Genomic DNA, 20215 nt, shown 5'->3' with positions numbered 1-20215 from the left:
GGCTGAATGCGGACCTGCCGTCCGTTCAGTGCATCATGCCCCGGCAAGGCGTTTATCCGCCGCGAAGCCGCACCCGGATGCGACCGGGCCGGCCTCACCCCGGACACCGGCACCGCCGGGTGCAGGGAGGAGCGCTCAGCCCCCGCCGGCAGTCCCGTCGACGTCCGGGCTGCCCTTGGCCGCCACGTCGGCCCCGGGCACGGGCTCGGCGCCTGCAGGGTCGTCCCCGCCCGCCGTCGCATCCGCGGCGGCGCCCAGCGTCGGCTCGACCGCGTTGAACTCGGCCAGCGGGCTCTCCGCCGGGCACTCGTCGTCCGGGAACCCCAGGCCGCGACGCAGCTCCAGGCCGCAGGCGTTGCGCGCGAACACCTCGCGCTCGGCGCGGCAGCGCTCCTCGAACGCGCGCACCCAGCGGTCGCGGCGCTGCATGAAGTCGTCGCCGCATTTGGCCAGCAGGCGCACGCGGTCGAGGTCGTCCTGGGCGGCGTTGTTGCCATCCAGGCCGTAGGCCGCCAGCTCCTCCTGGGTCAGCAGGCGCAGGCTGCGGTTGGGCACGGTCTTCATCACGTCGGCCAGCAGCGGCGAGGCGCCGTTGCGCTCCAGGTAGGCGCGCACCGTGCCGTAGACCGCCTGCAGCTCGGTGTTGAGCTCATGGCGGCTGGTGGCGGTGGAGCTGAGGCGGATGATGCGGTGGATGCCCACCCGCCCGGCCAGCACCCGGCTGTCGCCGCCGGCCAGCACGAACACACAGGCGCTGTGGCAGACCGAGTCCTCGCGCACCCACAGGGTCCAGTGGTGGTTGCCGATCCAGTCGCCAGCGCGGATCGCGTCCTCGACCTGGCCGCCGGTGGAGTCCAGGTCCAGCACGCGGTGGCCGAGGCCAAGCTCCTCGGCCATGAGCGTCACCCGCTGCACCAGCACGGTGAGGTCGGAGGCGACCTTGCCTACGTAGCGCACGCGCACCACGTCGCCCGCGCGGCAGGCCTCCATGCGCTCGCGCAGGACCTCGCGGTCCAGCGAGGGCAGCGGTTCGCCGTCGCCCTCGCGGTAGTCCAGGCTGCAGCTGAGCCATGCCTGCCCGGCGGCCAGCTCGCGCGGCGACCAGTCGACGGCAGGTTCCGGCTCCGGGGCCGGCGGGGGCGGCTCGGCGGCCACCGTCTCCTCGGCCATCGGCGCGCTGCTGACCGCACCGCCCTCCTCCGGCGATGCCACCGGCTGGGTCTGGACCTCGCCCTCGTCCTCGACCAGGCGCTGGCACGCGACCAGCACCCCGATGCCTGCGACCAGCATCAGGAAGACCCACAGGCTACGGCGCAGGACGGAAGGAGGCACGGCGGGTCTCTTGGCTTGCATGGGCCCAGTCTAGAGGCTGTGTACGCCCGCCGGACAACCGCCCATGAACACCAGCGTTGCGTTCAGCGCAACAACGGCAGCAGCACCAGCAGCAAACCCGCCATCGAAACGCCCCAGGCGAAGGAACGCACGTAGCGCACCCCGTAGAGATAGAGCGGCACGTAGACCACCCGCGCCCAGAAATAGAGCTTCACGCCGAGGGCGGTCCAGGCATCGGCCTGCCCGGTGGCGACCACGGCCAGCACGGCCGCGGCGAAGAACGGGAAGGTCTCGAGGAAGTTGCGGAAGGCGCGGTCGGCACGCCCGGCCTTGCCGGTGGCCGGGCCCGGGGTGACGTCGCGCGGGCCGGTATTCCATTCCATTCCGCGCTGGCGGGTCACCAGCAGGGCCGCCAGCAACAGCTGCACCAGGCCAAGCACGACGGCCAGGCCCAGGTAGTGGATCTCGGTACCCATCTCGACCTCCTGTGATGCGTGCACGCAGGTTAGCAACGCCGCCGGGGCTACGATATGCGCATGTCGACGCCCCTGCCCCCGGTTCCGGAGCCACCTTCCGCGGCCACGCACGGGCTGCTCCACGCGATCCGCCAGGTCCGCCCCGCCCCGCCCGGCCGGCTGGCCTTCTCGCTGCGCGCCGCCCTGGCCATGGGCATCCCGGTCCTCGCCGGCTGGCTGGCCGGGGATCCCGCGGCCGGCATGATGGCCACCATCGGTGGCTTCACCGCCCTGTATTGCGGCGACCGCCCCTATGCCGCCCGCGCCATCGCCCTGGCGGCGGTCGCGCTGGGCTTCGCCGTGGCGGTGATGTTCGGGCTGTGGTTGCAGCCGCATGCCTGGGCCATCCTGCCGGCACTGGCCTTGGTGGCGATGTTCGCGACCTGGCTGTGCAACGCCATGCGCATCGGCCCGGCCGGCGCCTACCTGTTCGTGCTCGCCTGTGCCGCCAGCACCGCGATCCCGGTCGCCCACCTGCCGCCCTGGCAGGCCGGCCTGCTGGTGCTGGGCGGCGGCATGGGCGCCTGGCTGCTGCATACCGTCGGGATCCTGCTGCATCCGCGCCAGCCGGAACGGCGTGCCGTGCTCCCCGCCTCGCGCGCCGTGGCCGCGGCGGTTTCCGCCGACGCCCGCGAGCATCCACGCGCCCGCCGGCGCGCGGCCCAGGCCCTGTACGACAGCTGGCAGATGCTGGTCGGCTTCCAGCCGATCCCGGCGCGCCCGAACGGCGAGCTGGCCCGGCTGCGCGCGATCAACCGCGAGCTGCACCTGGCGTTCGCGGCCAGCCACGACCCTGCCCTGCCGCCTGAGCGCCGCGATGAGCTGCGCTGCCATGTCAATCAGCTGGGCGAGGAAACACGCCAGGAGGCGATCCGGCGTCCGCGTCCCCTGCCGTCCGGGACCGTGCCCCATGGCTACCCGCGCTCGTGGACCCTGCTGCGCGAGGGCCTGGCGGCCGGCTCCAACCAGCGCCGCCAGCTGCTGCGCATCGGCCTGGCCTGCCTCGCCGCCGGCCTGATCGCAGGCGCCCTCGACCTGCAACGCGCGTACTGGGCCGTGGCCGCCGCCCTGCTGATGCTGCACCAGGGCCTGACCTGGCCACGCACCCTCCAGCGCAGCCTCGAACGCACCCTTGGCACCTGGGCCGGACTCGCCCTGGCCGGCGCCATCCTGTGGCTGCATCCGACCGGGCCCTGGCTGGCGCTGACGGTGATGGCGCTGCAGTTAACCATCGAGATGGTGGTGGTCCGCAACTACGCATTGGCGGTGGTGTTCATCACCAGCGCCGCGTTGACCATCGCCAGCGGCGGCCAGCCGGTGGACGACATCCCCGGCATGCTGCTGGCGCGCGGCGTGGACACCGTGATCGGCTGCGGCTGCGCCCTGCTGGCCTTCCGCCTGCTGCCGCCGCGCGCCAACGCCCGCACCGTGGCCTCGGAAATCGGCCAGTGCCTGCTGGCGATCCAGCGCGTCTGCCCGCACCTGGCGCGCGGAGAGGTGACCACGCCGCAGGCGCGGATCGACCGCCGCGACCTGCAGCACCGCAGCTTCCTGCTGGAACAGGCGCTGGACCAGGCCCTGGATGGCTCGGCGGAGGAACGTCGCAGCGCCAGCGAGCACTGGCCCGCGGTGGCCGCCTGCCAGCGCCTGGTCTACCGCGTGCTGGCCGCGTGTTGGGACCTGGAGCGGGATGCGCCTGTCCAGGACGGGACTCCAGCCCCCGAGGCGGCAGGACAGGCCACGCAGGACGCCAGCCCAGCCGACGCTTCCGCGCTCGCGAAGCCGGACGCGCAGGGAAGCGCGGATGCCGCGATCGAGGCGCTGTCGAGCCTGGCCCGCGCCTGGAGCCACGGCGAGCCCCCTCCGCGCCTGCCGCATGGACTGCCGCCACTGTTCGCAGGCGACCTGGTCGACCTGCACCGGTTCCTGCGGCAGAAGCTGCAGGCTTCCTGAGCAGGCCTGGGCGGAACCGTCCGGGCACGGCTGGCAGCGCACCGCTCATCCCGCGCCCCATGCCCAGCATCGGAGGCCGTACCCCCCCAAGGGAGCCAGTCAGTGCCCACACGGCGGACGGTTCGCCATGCATCTTCAAGCCCCCGTCAGGACCCACGAAGGTCTGACCGCTGATCGAACGCGGCGACCTCAGCGACGTGCACGCCTGATGCCGCGCAGCCATGGCAGTCCTTCCTCCCGGCACGGCGCCCGACGCCAACGACCGGCCCGCGCAACCGGGCGAGCCCGATGAAATCCGGAGGAAGCGGCAGGCCGCAGGAGCCGGCCTCGCCACGGCAAGCCCGGTCAGCTCTCCATGGAGATACCGTCAATGCTGCCGGATTCATCGAAATGGACCGAAACGACGTAATCCGTCACCTCGCCGGGCAGCGTGAAGTCGAAATACTCGACCTCACCCTCGCCCCAGGATGAGCGAAGCTCCAGAAGCGTGATGACCGACGAGGGATCGGGAGTACTGGTCCCCAGATGCTCCTGCCAGTAACTCTCCGGCAACTCGGCCAGATGATGCTCGATAAACAAGCCGATCCCGTCTTCGCCAGCCTCCGTGCCGAAGGCCTGCCTGATGGCATCCAGCGCCAGCTTTTCCCTCTCCTTGACGACCGACATCATTTCCCCTTGGCCTGGATAAGCGACCAGAGCGGCATAACACCCGATTTGAGCCGCGCTGCGCAGTTGAGCGGGCCGGCTGGCAAGCTTTACCTGCCGCTTGAGCTCGCGTAACGAAGCAGCGTCGTTAGGCCGCTCCACGTCACGCAGCGCGTGCTGCTAGCCCAATCCAGATCGGACACTACAACGACCTTCGTCGAGCGGACAAGACGGCGAGTTCAAAGCCCCCGGATGCCGCTTCCCAGAATCAGGAGAACGAACAGGATGGCAAAGACTCGATCCCATGTCTTCCCCAACCAGTCGTGCAGTGCTCGCCTTGTGGCCGTTCTCGACCAGAATCGATCCTTGTATGTGGCGCCGATGCCCCGCCTGCAATGCTCAACGGAAGGGTAGACCAGGTGACCCGAAGGCGATGGATCAAACGGCCCCATATCCCGCCTCTCGTCAACCTTCTCAAAATCAACACTCACTTCAACCTCACTACTCGTCTGCTTCTTACTTCACGCCAGTTCCGACGACCTTGATCGCGGCACGCTGCAACCGACGACCTAACACCGAAGTTAAGCCGAATTGCAGCGCATAGCCGGCCACATGGCAAGCTTCTTCTGCCATGTGGCTGACGTAGCAATGCAATTTCGGCTTGAACGCATTGTTAGGCCTCGCTCCACGTCTCGATGCCCTCTGAGTCGAAGGGAGTGCCAGACCTGAGTGATGGAGTAGCCGCCCGTAGCGCGGCAAACTCGGCTGCCGAGTAATAAAAAGATGCGTTGAGTACCTTGAGTTTTGGCATGCCGTGAATAGGTGCAAGTCCGTCGCAGAGGACGCGCGTCGCCATAAGGTGCAGTGTCTCAAGCTGCTGAAGCTTGGCCACGGGCCATAGGCTGTCCACCTTTTGGTCTGTCCACATGCTGCCGCAGATGCCGAACTCTGTCAGGCCTTCGATGTCTGAGACGAAACTTAAATCTTGAGCTTCTTTGATGTTCTCGAGTCTTAGCACCCTAAGATTCTTCAATGTGCGGAGCACAGCAAGCCCTGTTAAAGATGGCGTGCTATCTATTCCAAGAGAGGTCAGCTTACGACAATTTGCTATTGGCTCCAGTGATTTGGCGCCGCCCCATCCTATGTGAAGATGCTCGAGGTTTGATAGCTGACAAGCAGCGTTTACCAGTTGCTGACTTGTCCTCGTTGCTAGAGTCAGCGACGTCACATTGAGTGTTGGGATCAATTCGCACCATTTCTTCACGAGTTTCCTCTGCGCCGCATCAGGTAGACTCGTTTGAGTGCACCTTAGATACAGAGAGCCCAAGTGACTAAACATCTCGGGACGTAGATCCCACTCGGATGGGTCTGGGCCTGGCAGGTGGGTTTCATCCCAATGTAAATGCGCTGCTTTCATAAAGGCATAACGCCTGAATTAAGCCGCGCCGCGAAGCGACGTCGGCTTGAATGAACTGTTAGCACTCAAAGCCGTAAATTCTCAAGATGCTTATTGAGGCCTACGAATCTAGACGCAGCCTCTCGCAACTCTTTTGATGCGTGATCCCAGAAAACGACCTCTACGAAATATCCATCTTTCTTTAGCTCATTGATGGTGGGGACATAGTCCGCATCGCCGGCGACCAGTACAAAAACGTCATCATGCGGGTCGCCTGACTTGTACGCATCTTTGGTGAGTAGCGTGGCAATGCCTGTATCAATCTTTTTCTCTTTATTCTTGATGTTCCGATCTTCCAAGTGAAGTTCGAATCCGGCTTTTTGCGCGAAAGTCCATATCCCATCATTCGGGGGCGGGCGAGAGCCGAACAGCGCAGCTCTCTTTATGGTCCGCTTGTCCGTCCCGCAAAGGAACTCATGTAGCTTTCCGAAACTAATGGTGTATCCATGATCCAGAATACCTTCGTTCATTGCCTCAAAGATGTTGTCGGCAAGTCCTTGAGTGACTGCACTGACCCTCCGACCCTCGATGTAGAGGTTGGAATTGTCTACATAAACATAGTCCGCCATGATCTTCCCCTTGAGTGCTAACACCTGAGTTAAGCCGCGCCGCGAAGCGGCGTCGGCTTGGACGAATTGTTAGAGGTCACTCCGAGGGGTCAAACGTCTCTTCTGGGTAAAACCCCAAAATAGTCGCGACCCGCGGCTGACCACTGATCGTTTGTACTTGGACATCCACGATGTAGGCGAGTTGATGCCAAGGCTTTGAGAACTCTACGCCCTGTTCGAACATTTCGTTCTTGACTGCATTGTTGTCGAACACGACGCGGAGAGGGCGAGGGCTGATGCTCTCTATGACCGCCTTGTTCCCGGTTTGCGAAGAATTGTCAAACTTCGCTTGGTACCAAGTCATAACACGCTTCTTGTAGATGGCGTTATTTGGTTCCTCCAGAGCGCCGATTTCCCTTGTGATGCGGCTTTGCGCGGCGTTCGCTTCCAGCGAGTTAACGAAGAAGTGATTAATGACTGTGCCGCCATCTGAGACGGTAAAGTTGAGCTGCGAGCCATGATCCTTGGCCACGGGCTCCAGGATCGAATGCCACTGCTTGAGGTCGTTCTTTGTGACGTTCCTGGGCGGCTTGTCCAGCTTGCCCAATAACCACATGACAGTGTCTTTGGCGTAATTCGCCCACTCCAAAAGCGGGCCGCCTTGCCAGAGCAAAGGAATCACCGGCAACGACTGTGCGACTAGCTCAAACACGATGGAGCCGGTTCGAACTTCCTTAACGAGAAGTTCGCTCGCGACCGGCACGTCACTTGGCAGCTCCGACTCGACAAAGGTTTCGAATTGGTGGCCCACCGCGAGAAGCGACAAGGTTAGGTCCGTGAGGGCGACTGGAAGCTCGTTCCGAATCGTGACCTCGAGGCGCTCGGTTCCCTCTAGTCGCACGCTGGTGATCGCCATAAGTGACCTCTAACACCTAAGTTAAGCCGAGACGCGCAGTTCCGCAAAGCACATGGCAAGCTTTACCTGCCATGTGCTTTGCGGAACGAAGCGGCTTCGGCTTGAACGCATTGTTAGGCGGCACCGGCATCAGGTTACTCCACCTGGCAAGTCGCGGAGGGGCACAAGGCTCAATGCACTCTTGGCAGCGGAAGATGGTGCAGCACACTTTGTCTTGAAAACGACCAATCGCTTTAGACCGCTAATTTTCCGAACAAAATCCCAGTCATGAACTGGGGCGCACGCCTCAATGATAATTGCTTCCACGCTTTCCGGAATTGAGTCGTATGCGAACTTGTCCCTACCGACGTTCTTGAGCTCTAACTGTTTAAGGGACCGCAGTGGGGGTAACGCCCGCAGGTTTCGCGCGTGTATTATTTCCAGGTCAACCAAGTGATTCATATCGTGAATAAAGTCAATAGACTCGGCGAAATACCTCACTAACTGCAGCGTCTCAACGCTTGGCGGCAATGGGAATGGGCTAGCGTTCTTGGCGCTGCCAATTTCATAAAGATACGCACTTTTCAGCGCATCCAAGGACTCGAGTCCTGAAGATTCGGGGTGCCATTGATAGCAAATCGTCCGTAACGATGTGAAGATCGTGAAATCTATAGAGAGCTTCCGGCCGACTATGCGGAGATACTTAGCGTGGCTGATTGGCAATAGCTTTGTGCAAGAGAGAGTTTTCGAGAAGTCTACGAACTCGAAATGCTCAACTCCGGTCGCATCTTCAAGAAACCCCCAGTCCGTAACATCCTCTCCTCGAATGAAGAGCCCCGCAGGCACCCCTTGATTTAGGAGTTGGCGTGCAAAGCAGGTGGCTTCGCGCTCACGCCCCGGCAGCACATGAACCAAATGCTGGTCGTGGCATCTGAAGTCATCAACTCGTAGTAAGTCCGTCATGCCGCCTAACGCCTGAGTTAAGCCGCGCCGCGAAGCGGCGTCGGCTTGAATGAATTGTTAGGCCACATTATTTAGTGTGTCTAATCATGGCTTGATCAAGGCATTCTTGATCTAGTTTAAGAGCCTCTTCACTCAAATCAGACCAGCGAGTTCTATGGCTTTTGCCCGCAGATTTTAGTGCTACAGGAATCAGCGGCTGAAAGTAAGATTCTTGTATTTTTCCCATAATGCCGCCATCTAGGTAAACCCTAATCGCATTACTGCGAGTGGTTGATTCGAACATGCAAGATATAATTTTCTGTCGATCATACGTGCTGCTTCCCAGCGCTTCAGACCTTCGCTGTAACGACAAGTTCTCCATTTGGAGCGCGTTGTTCTTGCTTGCAAGCTCGACTTGATAGTTCTGTGCTGACTCTACTTCGGCTTTGGCTTGCGACTGAGCAGTGAGATAGCCGCCGGTCGCTCCGATGAGAAGTCCTGCCACAGCCCCCAAAGCAATCTTTCCGCTCACTGTCCTTAGTCTCCCCTGTGAATGTAAGGTTGGATAATCAGGTCGTATTGACTTATCTGCAAGTAGTGCACTTTCCGCAGAGGCAATGAAGCAAGCGACAATCCTCTGTGGGGCCTAACACCTGAGTTAAGCCGCGCCGCCAAGCGGCGTCGGCTTGGACGAATTGTTAGATGCCGCTCTGGTCGAACGGCAGCGTGGTCCCAGCTAGGTTGGAGTACGTCTTGCCGAACGACGGGTTGAACGCGCGTGCTTCTTCAAGGGTTACGAGCGGAACGGTAGCCTTCGCGAAATGGGCGCCGCCAAAGGCATCCTCTACTCTTAGTTTGACCGACACCAAGCCGTCTTTCACGCGCGGCTGAAAGCCGCCCCAACTTTCGGCTTGCTCAAAGTAAACAACTCCCAACACAGACTTTCCGGGCTCTAGGTAGGTGTCCTGTGTCAATTGGGAAAGATGCGTTTTCTGGAACAGAAACGGGAACACCTTTAAGCTGCCGCCGATCCTGACTTGGAAGTCCTCAAGGGCCACCGCGAGCTTGTCAAGCCAGAACCAGCCGAGGCCGTACTTCCACCACGGCCGGCTAAATGGAATGACGTTCCAGTGGTAGCCCAAGTGCACAGCTTCGAGACTGGACGCGGCACTGCCCGTGTTCGAAACGCGAAGGTAAAGCGCGAATGCCACCTGGTGAGTCTTATGGCCATCTTGTTCGCCGCCCGCGTCGTAGATGCAGCACAAGGTTGGACCCCCAAGCACCCGGATCTTGAACTTCGGCTTTCGACGTAGGGAGCTAAAGATGCCGCTGACCCAGCCGAGGAAGAGCGTGGCAACGAACAACAGAAGGGCGAGCACGCCCTCGTTGTCGTTCATCCATGTTGCAGCCTGCGAAAGTGTTTCCAACGGCATCTAACGACTAAGTTAAGCCGACCAGCGTAGTGGAGCGAACCACATGGCAAGCTCTTCCTGCCATGTGGGGCGCGTAACGAAGCGGGTTCGGCTTGAACGCATTGTTAGGCGGGACCGGCTTGGCAACCCCTGTCGATTCTGTAACGCAACTCGGCCATGCCCTCACTAATGTGGTTCACAGAAGTAAGCCTAAGCGTGGGACTGAAGACTCTACGTGGGAAAACCGACTTACCGCGGCCAAGAGAGACAGAACCTATCTGGACGATGAGTTCATCTAGAAGCCCCGCATCAAAGAATTGTCCTGCGAGCTCACCTCCACCCATGACCCAGATATTTTTGGTGTTGGCCACCTCCTTCATCTGAGCGTGGACATGCTGGATATCACCTTGAGCGAATCGGATATCCGCTCCTGCTGGAACGTCAAGTTTGCGAGTGGTGAAAATCCACGTGGGCTGCGAATAGGGCCAGACGCCCTCATCCACAGTACCCAGCTTGACAGCATGTCTTAGTAGCCATTCGTAGGTGGACGAGCCCATTGCAATAGCACCAACCTCCGAGATGAAGCTGGAGTAGGTCGTTTGCTCAAGATCAGCCAGTGGAAACAGCCACTCTAGCGAATCGTCTTCGGTAGCAATGTAGCCGTCGAGGCTAGATGCAGTGTAGTACTGAGTCGTCACTTCCCTCTCCTTCGGACCAGCACAGATGTGAGTTGTGCCGCCTAACACCTGAGTTAAGCCGCGCCGCGAAGCGGCGTCGGCTTGAACGAATTGTTAGGCCGCAGCCCGACAACTGTCATTAGGGCTGCCTTCTGAGTTGATTAAGATGATTCAGCACAATCAGAGCGTACTTTCTTGGGATTGTGGTCAACATCTCTTTCGCCTCTTTCCCTTTCCCATCAAGCACCATGCTAACAACCGTAAGTGCTTTTATCTTTATCTCCTCAGGCCACTCATCTGTCTGCGCCATGAACCGTTCCATTGAGCCCATGAAAGCATTTATCTCTGAATCTATCTTGCTGTTCTGATTCTTTCCTGTCTCGCTGAGCTCAGGTGGCGTCGGCTGCCCGATGACGTTTAGCCCTTTCAGAACGTCAATTGTCTGCTTCGTTTTTGATGTGATCAGTTCAGTTAAAGTAAGTTGGCTCTGTAGGTTCTTGAGCGGATCAAGCCCTAGATGCTTCATTAGCGCGAAAGAGAGTCCAAGAGGCGCTCTGTCTTGATGGAATATCGGAAAGTACTCTCTCATTCGATTTTCATACAACGCTGGAAAGCTTGGCATCTCTTTCTCAAGATGCGTGAATACACTCTTTCTGGCGCAACTTAAGAATGAGTCAATAACCGCTTTCGCCGTGGTCTGGTTGAAGGATTGGTTGGCTGAGAAGATCACTAGCGCCGTGTGGATCATGACAAGCTCACTAACAAGCGTGGCTCGCTTCTTCCGTGCGCCAAATAGTGGCGAATCGTTATAGCCAATGGTCTTTGCCAGTTCTTTCGCTTTGTCGGCCGAAGCGCTATTTCCCACAAACGTGGCAAGAAGGTCGCCACATTGATCGACGGTTATCACTGCCACGGCTTTCTCCCTCGGGTGGTCATACTCTTTCCCCTGCGGCCTAACACCTGAATTAAGCCGACCCGCGAAGCGGGTTCGGCTTGAATGAATTGTTAGCCATCAGGGCCCGAACCCTTTAAGCCAGCGGACGAAGAATGCAATGCTCAAGCCCGACAGAAGTGCTAGTGCCATTACTGCGAATAAGGGCAGCCTTTGGTCGTGACCAAGCAAACCGACTACAAAGCCGGCCGCCCCACCGAGGCCGATAGCTAAGAACATGAGAGCGATCCGGAGCTGCTTGGCTTTTTTGCTATTTGAGGGTGGCTTGCCTACAGCTGCGGCAGTCTTTCCCAAGTTGAGTAGCCAGCGGCTATGGGCGAGAACACCACCAAGCAATCCGAGGATAGTGGCCATGAGCACTGTTCCGAAATATGTGTCTACCACTGATCTCTCCCCTGATGGCTAACGCCTGAATTAGGCCGCGCCGCGAAGCGGCGTCGGCTTGAATGAATTGTTAGGTGTGCTAGCCGACGATACCAGCATGCTGCTTGTCGATCTCACGACTAACCTCCCGCAGTTTTGTGTCTAAGTCGGCGTACGTTTCGTGCACTGCCTGAAGTCCGGCTGGGGAGTTGCTCAGAACCTTTGCGAGGTGCTCTTGGTGTCTCATCAATGCAAGGTAATGAGTCCGAAGCGCCAGAAGCGCGTTGAGGCGTCCGATGTCATTAGACCTCTTGGCTTCCCTCGCACTCCAGCGGGCATAGAGGGCAGCTAGGCTGGCCGCTAGAAGCGCCATTGCGGAGAGAGATAGCTCCCAGTTCATCCCGAATTCCCCTTGCACACCTAACTACCAGTAGACCCCGACAAGGGGCGTAGCGCGAGTCTGCAGAGCGGCTGCTGTGGCGTCAATCAGGGGAAAACCCTACTGGCATCGCGGGGTTGACTGATTGTCGCGACGCTGCCGGCCCGGCAGGCTTCCGGTGAAAGACGGCAAGGAGGCTCCGATATGTCTTATGACGGCGAGGATGCCGCGATAACAGGGTGCGTAACGCCGCCCGGTGGGCCGCGGCTTCTGGACCAGGTGCGCGGGCGTCTGCGCCTGAAGCACTACAGCCTGCGCACGGAGCAGGCATATCTGTACTGGATCCGGCGGTATGTTCGGGCGTGGCTGCCGCGGCATCCGGCGGAGCTGGACGGGGCGGCGGTGGAGGCGTTCCTCACAGGGCTGGCCACGCGGGACAACGTGGCGGCCAGCACCCAGAACCAGGCGCTGGCCGCCCTGCTCTTCCTCTATCGGGAGGTGCTGGGCATCGAGCTGCCGTGGATGGAGAACGTGGTCCGTGCCAAGCGGCCGCGGCGACTGCCGGTGGTGCTGTCGCGCGCGCAGGTGGTGCGGCTGCTGGAGCGCCTGTCCGGGCGGGAGGCGTTGATGGCCGGGCTGCTCTACGGCAGCGGGTTGCGGCTGATGGAGTGCACGCGGCTGCGGGTCAAGGATGTGGACCTGGAGCGTAATGAACTGACCATCCGCGACGGCAAGGGCGGCAAGGACCGGATGACCGTGCTTCCGGGAGCGCTGCGCGAGGGGCTGATGCGCCAGCTTGCGGAGGTGCGCCTGCTGCATGCGCGCGACCTTGCCTGTGGCCTGGGCCGGGTACACCTGCCGCACGCGCTCGCACGCAAGTATCCGAACGCGGCGGCGGAGCCGGGCTGGCAGTACGTGTTCCCTGCCACGCGCATTTCGGTCGACCCGCGGGACGGGGTGCGCCGGCGCCACCATATCGACGAGAAGGTGCTGCAGTCGGCGGTGCGCCGGGCAGCGCAGGAGGCAGGCTTCGACAAGCCGGTGACGCCGCACACGCTGCGCCACTGTTTTGCCACCCATCTGCTCGAGGCGGGGGCTGACATCCGCACCGTGCAGGAGCTCCTGGGCCACAAGGATGTGGCTACCACCCAGATCTACACGCACGTACTCAACCGCGGTGCGCTCGGGGTGCTGAGCCCGCTGGACCACTGAGGGTCGCCGCCCGGGCCCCGCCCGTGGCACCTGGCGGACCCGGCGCAGGACCATCGCGGTGCCACTGGCCGGGCTCTGGCTGGGCCCCAACGGAGATCAGTGGGCGCCGACCGATTTCCTTCCCCTCGCGCGCGTATTGAAATGACTGGCGCTCCAGAAGTTTCCATTCGAGCGCGTAGAAATCGGTAACACGCCAACCGCTTCCGGTCGCCATTTAGTGGAAACCACTCCGCTTCCGGCGGAAATCACCCGGCTCCGGGTGATTTCCATTCCCCCGCGAACGGAAAAGACTGTCGCCCCCCCCCCCTTTTTACTCACGCGCGAGTCGGGATAACCGGCGCACCAGTCTTCCGGCCGCGCCGGGTGGAGGCTCCCGGCGTATCGCCGGCGTTACCGCCCCAGCATCGGCAGCTGCAGCCCCTGCTCCTTCGCACAGTCGATGGCGATGTCGTAGCCAGCGTCGGCGTGGCGCATGACGCCGGTGCCGGGGTCGTTCCACAGCACGCGCTCGATGCGGCGGTCGGCCGCCTCGCTGCCGTCGCAGACGATCACCACGCCGGAGTGCTGGGAATAGCCCATGCCCACGCCGCCGCCGTGGTGGATGCTCACCCAGGTGGCCCCGCCGGCGACGTTGAGCATGGCGTTGAGCAGCGGCCAGTCGCTGACCGCGTCGCTGCCGTCGCGCATGGCCTCGGTCTCGCGGTTGGGACTGGCGACGCTGCCGGAATCCAGGTGGTCGCGACCAATCACCACCGGCGCCTTGAGCTCGCCCTTGCGCACCATCTCGTTGAACGCCAGGCCCAGGCGGTGGCGCTGGCCCAGGCCGACCCAGCAGATGCGCGCTGGCAGGCCCTGGAAGTGGATGCGCTCGGCGGCCATGTCCAGCCAGCGGTGCAGGTGCGGGTCGTCGGGGATCAGTTCCTTGACCTTGGCGTCGGTCCTGGCGATGTCCTCCGGGTCGCCACTCAGGGCCACCCAGCGGAACGGGCCGACGCCGCGGCAGAACAGCGGGCGCACGTAGGCCGGCACGAAGCCGGGGAAGTCGAAGGCATCCTTGCAGCCGGCATCGAAGGCCATCTGCCGGATGTTGTTGCCGTAGTCGAACACGGGCACGCCCATGTGCTGGAACGCGAGCATGGCCTCCACGTGTACGCGCATGGACCTGCGGGCCAGTTCCTGCACGCGCTCCGGCACCACCTCCTGCTCCTCCTTCCATTCGGCCACGGTCAGGCCCTGCGGCAGGTAGCCGCGAAGCGGGTCGTGGGCCGAGGTCTGGTCGGTGACGGCGTCCGGGCGCACGCCGCGCCGCACCAGCTCCGGCAGGACGTCGGCGGCATTGCCCAGCAGGGCGATCGAGCGGGCCTGGCCGGCCTTGGTGTAGCGCCCGATGCGCGCCAGCGCGTCGTCCAGGTCGGCGGCCTGTTCGTCGACGTAGCCGGTGCGCAGGCGGAAGTCGATGCGGCTCTGCCGGCACTCGATGGTCAGGCTGCTGGCGCCGGCCATGGACGCAGCCAGCGGCTGCGCGCCACCCATGCCACCCAGGCCGGCGGTCAGGATCCACTTACCGGTGAGGTCGCCGCCGTAGTGCTGGCGGCCCATCTCGACGAAGGTCTCGTAGGTGCCCTGGACGATGCCCTGCGAGCCGATGTAGATCCAGGATCCGGCCGTCATCTGGCCGTACATCATCAAACCCTTGCGGTCGAGCTCGTTGAAGTGCTCCCAGGTGGCCCAGTGCGGCACCAGGTTGGAGTTGGCGATCAGCACCCTCGGCGCGTCCGGGTGGGTCGGGAACACGCCCACCGGCTTGCCGGACTGGACCAGCAGGGTCTGGTCGTCGCGCAGCTCCTTCAGCGTGGCCAGGATCGCGTCGAAGCAGGCCCAGTCGCGCGCGGCGCGGCCGATGCCGCCGTACACCACCAGGTCCTCCGGGCGCTCGGCCACGTCCGGGTCCAGGTTGTTCTGCAGCATGCGGAACGGGGCTTCGGTCAGCCAGCTGCGGCAGTTGAGCTGGCTGCCGCGCGGCGCGCGGACGACGCGGGACGGATCGTGGCGTGGATCGGACATGCCGGGGCACCTCGAAGGGACATGCCGGCATTATCGCAGCGACCCGGCGCCACCCGTTTGTGCGGCGCGATGCCCTCAGTGCTGCTGCCTGCGCCGGAGCGCCTCCTCGTGCTGCTGGGCCCGGCGCTCCTCGGCCTCGCGCTCGCGCTCGATCTGCTCGCGTTCGCGCTCGTAGGCCATGCGCCGCGCCTCGAACTCCTGGCGGTAGCGCTCGCGCTGCTCGGGCGAGGCGGCGTGCTGCATGCGGCGCTCGCTGCGCGCCCGGTCCGCCTCCATCCGCCTGCGGTTGTCCTCCAGCGCAAGCCGGTGGCGCTCGGTGGCGGAGCGGCGCCTGGCCTCGGCCTGCTGGCGCTGCGCCTCCTCCCTCGCCTGGCGCGAGCGCTCCCAGGTCCCGGGGCGGTCGTTGTGCGCTTCGGGGGGATGGCTGTAACGGTTCGGCGACACCGACTGGGCCTGGGCGAGCGGCGCGAGGGCCGCCAGCACGGCCAGCAGCGGCAGCATTCGGAACGGGCGCAGGGTGGGCTTCATCGATACCTCCGTTGGGTACGCCTCCGTTATAGCGCGTGCCGGGGTGGACCCACACGCCTGCGTACGCACCGCCTTCAGCTGCCGCTGGGGATCCGGCCAGGCGCCGTCGGGGGGAACCGGTGCGGGCCACGGGTGGCTTTCTGTAACAGCTCTCTGCCAAGCTTCCGGGCCTGTTCACCGCAATGCCCGTGATGTCCCGCCTCCTGCGCCGCTGCGCCTTCCTGCCCGTCCTGCTGCTGTGCCTGGCCGCCTGCTCGGCCTCCGTTCCCCGCCCCGGCGCCCGTCCCGAAAGCCCCCTGCTGCTGGTCTCGATCGATGGCCTACGCGCCGCCGCGCTGGGCCGCGGCGATCCGCCGGTGCTCGACCGCCTCGCCCGCGAGGGCGTGCGCGCCGCATGGATGCGGCCTTCCTACCCGGTGCTGACCTTCCCCAACCACTTCACCCTGGTGACCGGCCTGCGCCCGGACCACCACGGCGTGGTCCACAACTCGATGAAGGACCCACAGCTGGGGCGCTTCCTGGTGGCCGATGCCGAGGCGGCGAAGCTGCCCGGTTGGTGGCAGGCCGAGCCGCTGTGGACCACCGCCGAGCGCGCCGGCATCGCCACCGCGGTGTGGGCCTGGCCGGGCAACACGGCCCCGCGCGACGGCGTGCTGCCGCGCTACGGCCAGGCCTTCGACGCCTCCATTCCGCTGGAGGAACGCATCGAGCGCATCGCCGCCTGGATGCTGGCGCCGGCCGGCCCGCGTCCCGGCCTGGTGGCCGTCTACCTGGAGAGCGTGGATGGCGCCGGGCACGACCACGGCCCGCACGCCGCGGCCACCCGCGCGGCGGTGCGCGAGGTCGACGCGGCCATCGGCCGGCTGCTGGCGCGGCTGGAGCAGGCCGGCGTGGCCCCGAACCTGGTACTGGTCTCGGACCACGGCATGGCCGAGGCCCCCCGTTTCATGGCCGTGGAAGACATCGCCGGACGCGAGGAAGCGGAAGTGGTCAGCGTCGGCCAGGTGATCGGCCTGGGGCCGCGCCCCGGCCACGAGGAGGCGCTGCGCGCCCGCCTGCCCGGCCGCCATGCGCACTACCAGTGCTGGGAGAAGGCCGCCATCCCGGCGCGCCTGGCCTATGGCACGCATCCGCGCGTGCCGCCGATCGTCTGCCAGATGGACGAAGGCTGGAACGCGCTGGGCCGCTCCACCATCGAGCGGCGCAACGCCGAGGGCAGCCATGACCATGGCGCCCATGGCTACGACCCGGACCTGCCCTCGATGCGGGCCGTGTTCCTGGCCCATGGGCCCGCCTTCCGCAGCGGCGTGGAGCTTCCGCCGTTCGACAACGTGGACGTGCACCCGCTGCTGCTGCGGCTGCTGGGCCTGCAGCCCCGACCGGGCGACGGCAACCCGGACACCCTGCTGCCGGCGCTGCAGGCGCCGTAAGCCCGGCATCGCCGGCGGCGGGCGCCCTCCCGGCGGCGCCTGCATTGATGTCCGGAATCGGCCAGTCCGGGATGGGTGCCGGTGCTAGCCTGCACCCATGTCTTCCGTTGCCGCCCTGCCCGATCCGCACGTGTGCGAACGTGCCCGCCTCAGCCGCGATCCGCGGTTCGACGGGCTGTTCTTCACCGCCGTGCGCAGCACCGGCATCTACTGCCGGCCGGTCTGCCCGGCGCCGCCGCCGCTGCCGGCCAACGTCGCCTACTACCCCAGCGCCGCCGCGGCCGAAGCCGCCGGCTTCCGGCCCTGCCTGCGCTGCCGGCCCGAGCTGGCGCCCGAGGATGGCGCCTGGCGGCGTGGCGATGCGGTGGTGGCACGTGCGCTGTCGCTGATCGACCAGGGCTTCCTCGCCGAGCACCCGGTCGCTGCACTGGCCGAGCGGCTGGCGGTCGGCGAGCGCCAGCTGCGCCGGCTGTTCGTGCAGCGCCTGGGCGCGGCCCCGCTGGGCGTCCACGTCACCCGGCGCCTGCTGTTCGCCAAGCAGCTGCTGACCGAGACCGCGCTGCCCATCACCGAGGTGGCCCTGGCCGCCGGCTTCGGCAGCCTGCGCCGGTTCAACTCGGCGTTCCAGGAGGCCTACCGCATGGCGCCGCGCGAGCTGCGGCGCAGCCTGCAGGAACAGCAGGCGGTATCGGCCGACCGTTCGCTGGTGCTGCGCCTGGGCTACCGCCCGCCATACGACTTCGCGGCGATGCTGGACTTCCTGCGCGGTCGCGCCCTGCCGGGCGTGGAGCGGGTGGATGGACAGTCTTATGCGCGCGTGGTCGGCGATGCCGACGCGCCGGCATGGCTGCGGGTCAGCCCGTGGCCTTCGCCGCGCGGGCGACCGGTGCATGCGCTGCGCCTGGAGCTGCACGGCGTGGCGCCGGCGAAGCTGGCCGACACGGTGCAGCGGGTGCGGCGCATGTTCGACCTGGATGCCGATCCGAATGCGATCGCCGCCGTGCTGTCGGCCGATACGCGCCTGCGGCCCCTGCTGGAGCGCCGTCCCGGCCTGCGCCTGCCCAGCGGCTGGGAAGGGCTGGAGATCGCGGTGCGTGCGGTGATCGGGCAGCAGGTCAGCGTCGCCGCCGCACGCACGCTGACGTCGCGGCTGGTGCAGCGGCATGGACCGGGCGTGGCGCTGGACGGCGCACCCGGCCTGGACCGGCTGTTCCCCGATGCATCGACCTTGGCCGATGCCGACCTCGACGGCCTGGGCCTGACCGGCGCGCGCATCGCCACCGTGCGCGCGATCGCACGCGGCGTGCTCGACGGCCGGGTCGGCTTCGGCGTCGAGCAGACGCTGGAGGCGTTCGCCGCCGCCTGGTGCGCCCTGCCCGGCATCGGCCCGTGGACGGCGCAATACCTGGCGCTGCGCGCGCTCGGCCATCCCGATGCGTTCCCGGCCGAGGACCTGGTCCTGCAGAAGGCCGCATCCGGCGATGGCGCCCGCCTGTCCACGCGCCAGCTGCGCGAACGCGCCGAGGCCTGGCGCCCCTGGCGCGGCTACGCGGTGATCCACCTGTGGCGCGAGGCCGCGCTGGCTGCGGCCGTCGCCCCTTCCCACATCGAAGCGGAGGTAACCCCATGAGCGCCATCCACTACTGCCGGTTCGACAGCCCGGTCGGGCCGCTGACCGTGGCCGCCAGCGATGCGGGCCTGCACGCGATCGAGTTCCCGCAGAACCGCCATCCGCAGCGCAGGCTCGGCTGGATGCCCGGCGACCATCCGCTGCTGCGCGAGGCGCGCCGCCAGCTGGAGGAATACTTCGATGGCCAGCGCCGCAGCTTCGAGCTGCCGCTGGCGCCGCAGGGCACGCCGTTCCAGCGCGAGGTATGGCTGGCGCTGGGGGATATCCCCTATGGCAGCACCATCAGCTATGCGCAGCTTGCGCTGCGCGTCGGCCGCCCCGCGGCGATGCGTGCGGTCGGCGCCGCCAACGGCCGCAACCCGCTGCCGATCGTCCTGCCCTGCCACCGCGTGATCGGCGCCGACGGTTCGCTCACCGGCTTCGGCGGCGGCCTGCCGACCAAGCATTTCCTGCTGAAGCTGGAAGGCGCGATCCCACCGCAGGAAACCGCGCGGGATCTGTTCGCCGCCGCGTCCCCCTGACTGGCCAGATAACCTACGCGGCTGCGCGGAACCATCCGCGCAATCCCTCTCCTGGAGGGCGACATCACGTAGCCCGGATAAGCGAAGCGCATCCGGGATCCGACGACCGCAGGCCACCGAGCACGTCGCGGAAAGCCCCCCGGATGCGGCCTGCGGCCTTATCCGGGCTACGCGACTACACGGAACAATCCTCGCAACCCCTCTCCTGGAGGACGAGGAACATCACGTAGCCCGGATAAGCGAAGCGCATCCGGGATCACACGCCCGCATGCCACCGAGCACGCCGCGGGATGCCTCCCGGATGCGGCCTGCGGCCTTATCCGGGCTACGCGACTACGCGAAGCAATCCTCGCAAGCCCTCTCCTGGAGGGCGAGGGACATCACGTAGCCCGGATAAGCGAAGCGCATCCGGGATCCCACGACCGCAGGCCACCGAGCACGTCGCGGAAAGCCCCCCGGATGCGGCCTGCGGCCTTATCCGGGCTACGCGACTGCGCGAAACAATCCTCGTAACCCCTCTCCTGGAGGGCGAGGGACATCACGTAGCCCGGATAAGCGAAGCGCATCCGGGATCCCACGCCCGCAGGCCACCGAGCATGTCGCGGAAAGCCCCCCCCGGATGCGGCCTGCGGCCTTATCCGGGCTACGCGACTGCGCGAAACAATCCCCGTAACCGCTCTCCTGGCGGGCGAGGGACATCACGTAGCCCGGATAAGCGAAGCGCATCCGGGATCCCACGCCCGCATGCCACCGAGCACACC

19 protein-coding genes are annotated in these 20215 nt (G+C 64.8%); 5 read left to right on the top strand and 14 right to left on the bottom strand.

The features are described from left to right. Positions 1–135 precede the first annotated feature (135 nt). Both CSC68_RS06925 and CSC68_RS06920 read right to left on the bottom strand, forming a co-directional pair. A complete protein-coding gene (locus CSC68_RS06925; RefSeq protein ID WP_246193473.1) occupies positions 136–1353 on the bottom strand; it encodes a COG3904 family protein in 1218 nt (405 codons plus the stop codon). Between the two features lie 62 nt (positions 1354–1415). Beyond that, positions 1416–1808: an MAPEG family protein gene (locus CSC68_RS06920; protein WP_162202791.1), complete on the bottom strand. Its 393-nt coding sequence runs from the start codon at positions 1806–1808 to the stop codon at positions 1416–1418. A gap of 60 nt (positions 1809–1868) precedes the next feature. Here CSC68_RS06920 and CSC68_RS06915 point away from each other — a divergent pair, with 60 nt between their 5' ends. Beyond that, the gene (locus tag CSC68_RS06915) at positions 1869–3800 is read left to right on the top strand and encodes an FUSC family protein (protein WP_162202790.1); all 1932 of its coding nucleotides are present in this window, start codon (positions 1869–1871) and stop codon (positions 3798–3800) included. A gap of 345 nt (positions 3801–4145) precedes the next feature. On the opposite strand, the gene CSC68_RS06910 is transcribed toward CSC68_RS06915, so the two are convergent. From CSC68_RS06910 to CSC68_RS06865, 10 genes are all read right to left on the bottom strand, one after another. Then, positions 4146–4466, bottom strand: coding sequence for a DUF2004 domain-containing protein (locus tag CSC68_RS06910; RefSeq protein WP_246193472.1), 321 nt, complete (start codon positions 4464–4466; stop codon positions 4146–4148). A 652-nt stretch (positions 4467–5118) separates the two neighbouring features. Next, positions 5119–5463 carry a hypothetical protein gene (locus CSC68_RS06905; protein ID WP_162202788.1) on the bottom strand — a complete coding sequence of 115 codons (345 nt, stop codon included), beginning with the start codon at positions 5461–5463 and terminating at the stop codon, positions 5119–5121. Between the two features lie 464 nt (positions 5464–5927). Continuing rightward, on the bottom strand, positions 5928–6470 hold the full coding sequence (locus tag CSC68_RS06900; RefSeq protein ID WP_162202787.1) for an NYN domain-containing protein: 543 nt from the start codon (positions 6468–6470) through the stop codon (positions 5928–5930). A gap of 76 nt (positions 6471–6546) precedes the next feature. After that, positions 6547–7365: a hypothetical protein gene (locus CSC68_RS06895; protein ID WP_162202786.1), complete on the bottom strand. Its 819-nt coding sequence runs from the start codon at positions 7363–7365 to the stop codon at positions 6547–6549. A gap of 129 nt (positions 7366–7494) precedes the next feature. Continuing rightward, complete coding sequence (locus tag CSC68_RS06890) at positions 7495–8307, bottom strand: hypothetical protein (protein ID WP_162202785.1); 813 nt, start codon at positions 8305–8307, stop codon at positions 7495–7497. 67 nt (positions 8308–8374) lie between these two features. After that, positions 8375–8818, bottom strand: a complete 444-nt coding sequence (locus tag CSC68_RS06885; protein ID WP_162202784.1) for a hypothetical protein — start codon at positions 8816–8818, stop codon at positions 8375–8377. A 166-nt stretch (positions 8819–8984) separates the two neighbouring features. Then, positions 8985–9683, bottom strand: coding sequence for a hypothetical protein (locus CSC68_RS06880; protein ID WP_211365701.1), 699 nt, complete (start codon positions 9681–9683; stop codon positions 8985–8987). A 140-nt stretch (positions 9684–9823) separates the two neighbouring features. Continuing rightward, positions 9824–10396, bottom strand: coding sequence for a dihydrofolate reductase family protein (locus tag CSC68_RS06875; protein WP_162202782.1), 573 nt, complete (start codon positions 10394–10396; stop codon positions 9824–9826). A gap of 118 nt (positions 10397–10514) precedes the next feature. Then, the gene (locus CSC68_RS06870) at positions 10515–11288 is read right to left on the bottom strand and encodes a hypothetical protein (protein ID WP_162202781.1); all 774 of its coding nucleotides are present in this window, start codon (positions 11286–11288) and stop codon (positions 10515–10517) included. Between the two features lie 99 nt (positions 11289–11387). Then, positions 11388–11681, bottom strand: a complete 294-nt coding sequence (locus CSC68_RS06865; RefSeq protein ID WP_162202780.1) for a hypothetical protein — start codon at positions 11679–11681, stop codon at positions 11388–11390. 592 nt (positions 11682–12273) lie between these two features. Here CSC68_RS06865 and CSC68_RS06860 point away from each other — a divergent pair. Next, entirely contained in the window at positions 12274–13281 is a 1008-nt protein-coding gene (locus CSC68_RS06860; protein ID WP_162202779.1) for an integron integrase, read from the top strand. A gap of 390 nt (positions 13282–13671) precedes the next feature. Here the strand turns inward: CSC68_RS06860 and hutU are convergent, their stop codons facing one another. Both hutU and CSC68_RS06850 read right to left on the bottom strand, forming a co-directional pair. Next, on the bottom strand, positions 13672–15345 hold the full coding sequence (gene hutU, locus CSC68_RS06855; protein WP_162202778.1) for a urocanate hydratase: 1674 nt from the start codon (positions 15343–15345) through the stop codon (positions 13672–13674). A gap of 75 nt (positions 15346–15420) precedes the next feature. Next, the gene (locus CSC68_RS06850; RefSeq protein ID WP_162202777.1) at positions 15421–15873 is read right to left on the bottom strand and encodes a hypothetical protein; all 453 of its coding nucleotides are present in this window, start codon (positions 15871–15873) and stop codon (positions 15421–15423) included. A gap of 191 nt (positions 15874–16064) precedes the next feature. Here CSC68_RS06850 and CSC68_RS06845 point away from each other — a divergent pair, with 191 nt between their 5' ends. The 3 genes from CSC68_RS06845 (at position 16065) to CSC68_RS06835 (ending at position 19454) form a co-directional block, all read left to right on the top strand. Then, positions 16065–17303 carry an alkaline phosphatase family protein gene (locus CSC68_RS06845; RefSeq protein WP_162202776.1) on the top strand — a complete coding sequence of 413 codons (1239 nt, stop codon included), beginning with the start codon at positions 16065–16067 and terminating at the stop codon, positions 17301–17303. A 97-nt stretch (positions 17304–17400) separates the two neighbouring features. Beyond that, the gene (locus tag CSC68_RS06840; RefSeq protein WP_162202775.1) at positions 17401–18933 is read left to right on the top strand and encodes a DNA-3-methyladenine glycosylase 2 family protein; all 1533 of its coding nucleotides are present in this window, start codon (positions 17401–17403) and stop codon (positions 18931–18933) included. Then, entirely contained in the window at positions 18930–19454 is a 525-nt protein-coding gene (locus CSC68_RS06835; protein WP_162202774.1) for a methylated-DNA--[protein]-cysteine S-methyltransferase, read from the top strand. Before CSC68_RS06840 ends, CSC68_RS06835 begins: the two co-directional genes overlap by 4 nt. Positions 19455–20215 lie beyond the last annotated feature (761 nt).

This window comes from Pseudoxanthomonas suwonensis (assembly GCF_010093235.1).
Classification (GTDB): Bacteria; Pseudomonadota; Gammaproteobacteria; order Xanthomonadales; family Xanthomonadaceae; genus Pseudoxanthomonas; species Pseudoxanthomonas suwonensis.
This window is presented reverse-complemented; position numbering and strand designations above follow the sequence as displayed.

Coding starts and splice junctions, on each gene's coding strand:
- CSC68_RS06925 (WP_246193473.1), bottom strand. CDS start 1,353: ATGCAAGCCAAGAGACCCGCCGTGCCTCCTTCCGTCCTGCGCCGTAGC.
- CSC68_RS06920 (WP_162202791.1), bottom strand. CDS start 1,808: ATGGGTACCGAGATCCACTACCTGGGCCTGGCCGTCGTGCTTGGCCTG.
- CSC68_RS06915 (WP_162202790.1), top strand. CDS start 1,869: ATGTCGACGCCCCTGCCCCCGGTTCCGGAGCCACCTTCCGCGGCCACG.
- CSC68_RS06910 (WP_246193472.1), bottom strand. CDS start 4,466: ATGTCGGTCGTCAAGGAGAGGGAAAAGCTGGCGCTGGATGCCATCAGG.
- CSC68_RS06900 (WP_162202787.1), bottom strand. CDS start 6,470: ATGGCGGACTATGTTTATGTAGACAATTCCAACCTCTACATCGAGGGT.
- CSC68_RS06895 (WP_162202786.1), bottom strand. CDS start 7,365: ATGGCGATCACCAGCGTGCGACTAGAGGGAACCGAGCGCCTCGAGGTC.
- CSC68_RS06890 (WP_162202785.1), bottom strand. CDS start 8,307: ATGACGGACTTACTACGAGTTGATGACTTCAGATGCCACGACCAGCAT.
- CSC68_RS06880 (WP_211365701.1), bottom strand. CDS start 9,683: ATGAACGACAACGAGGGCGTGCTCGCCCTTCTGTTGTTCGTTGCCACG.
- CSC68_RS06865 (WP_162202780.1), bottom strand. CDS start 11,681: ATGGCCACTATCCTCGGATTGCTTGGTGGTGTTCTCGCCCATAGCCGC.
- CSC68_RS06860 (WP_162202779.1), top strand. CDS start 12,274: ATGTCTTATGACGGCGAGGATGCCGCGATAACAGGGTGCGTAACGCCG.
- hutU (WP_162202778.1), bottom strand. CDS start 15,345: ATGTCCGATCCACGCCACGATCCGTCCCGCGTCGTCCGCGCGCCGCGC.
- CSC68_RS06850 (WP_162202777.1), bottom strand. CDS start 15,873: ATGAAGCCCACCCTGCGCCCGTTCCGAATGCTGCCGCTGCTGGCCGTG.
- CSC68_RS06845 (WP_162202776.1), top strand. CDS start 16,065: ATGTCCCGCCTCCTGCGCCGCTGCGCCTTCCTGCCCGTCCTGCTGCTG.
- CSC68_RS06840 (WP_162202775.1), top strand. CDS start 17,401: ATGTCTTCCGTTGCCGCCCTGCCCGATCCGCACGTGTGCGAACGTGCC.
- CSC68_RS06835 (WP_162202774.1), top strand. CDS start 18,930: ATGAGCGCCATCCACTACTGCCGGTTCGACAGCCCGGTCGGGCCGCTG.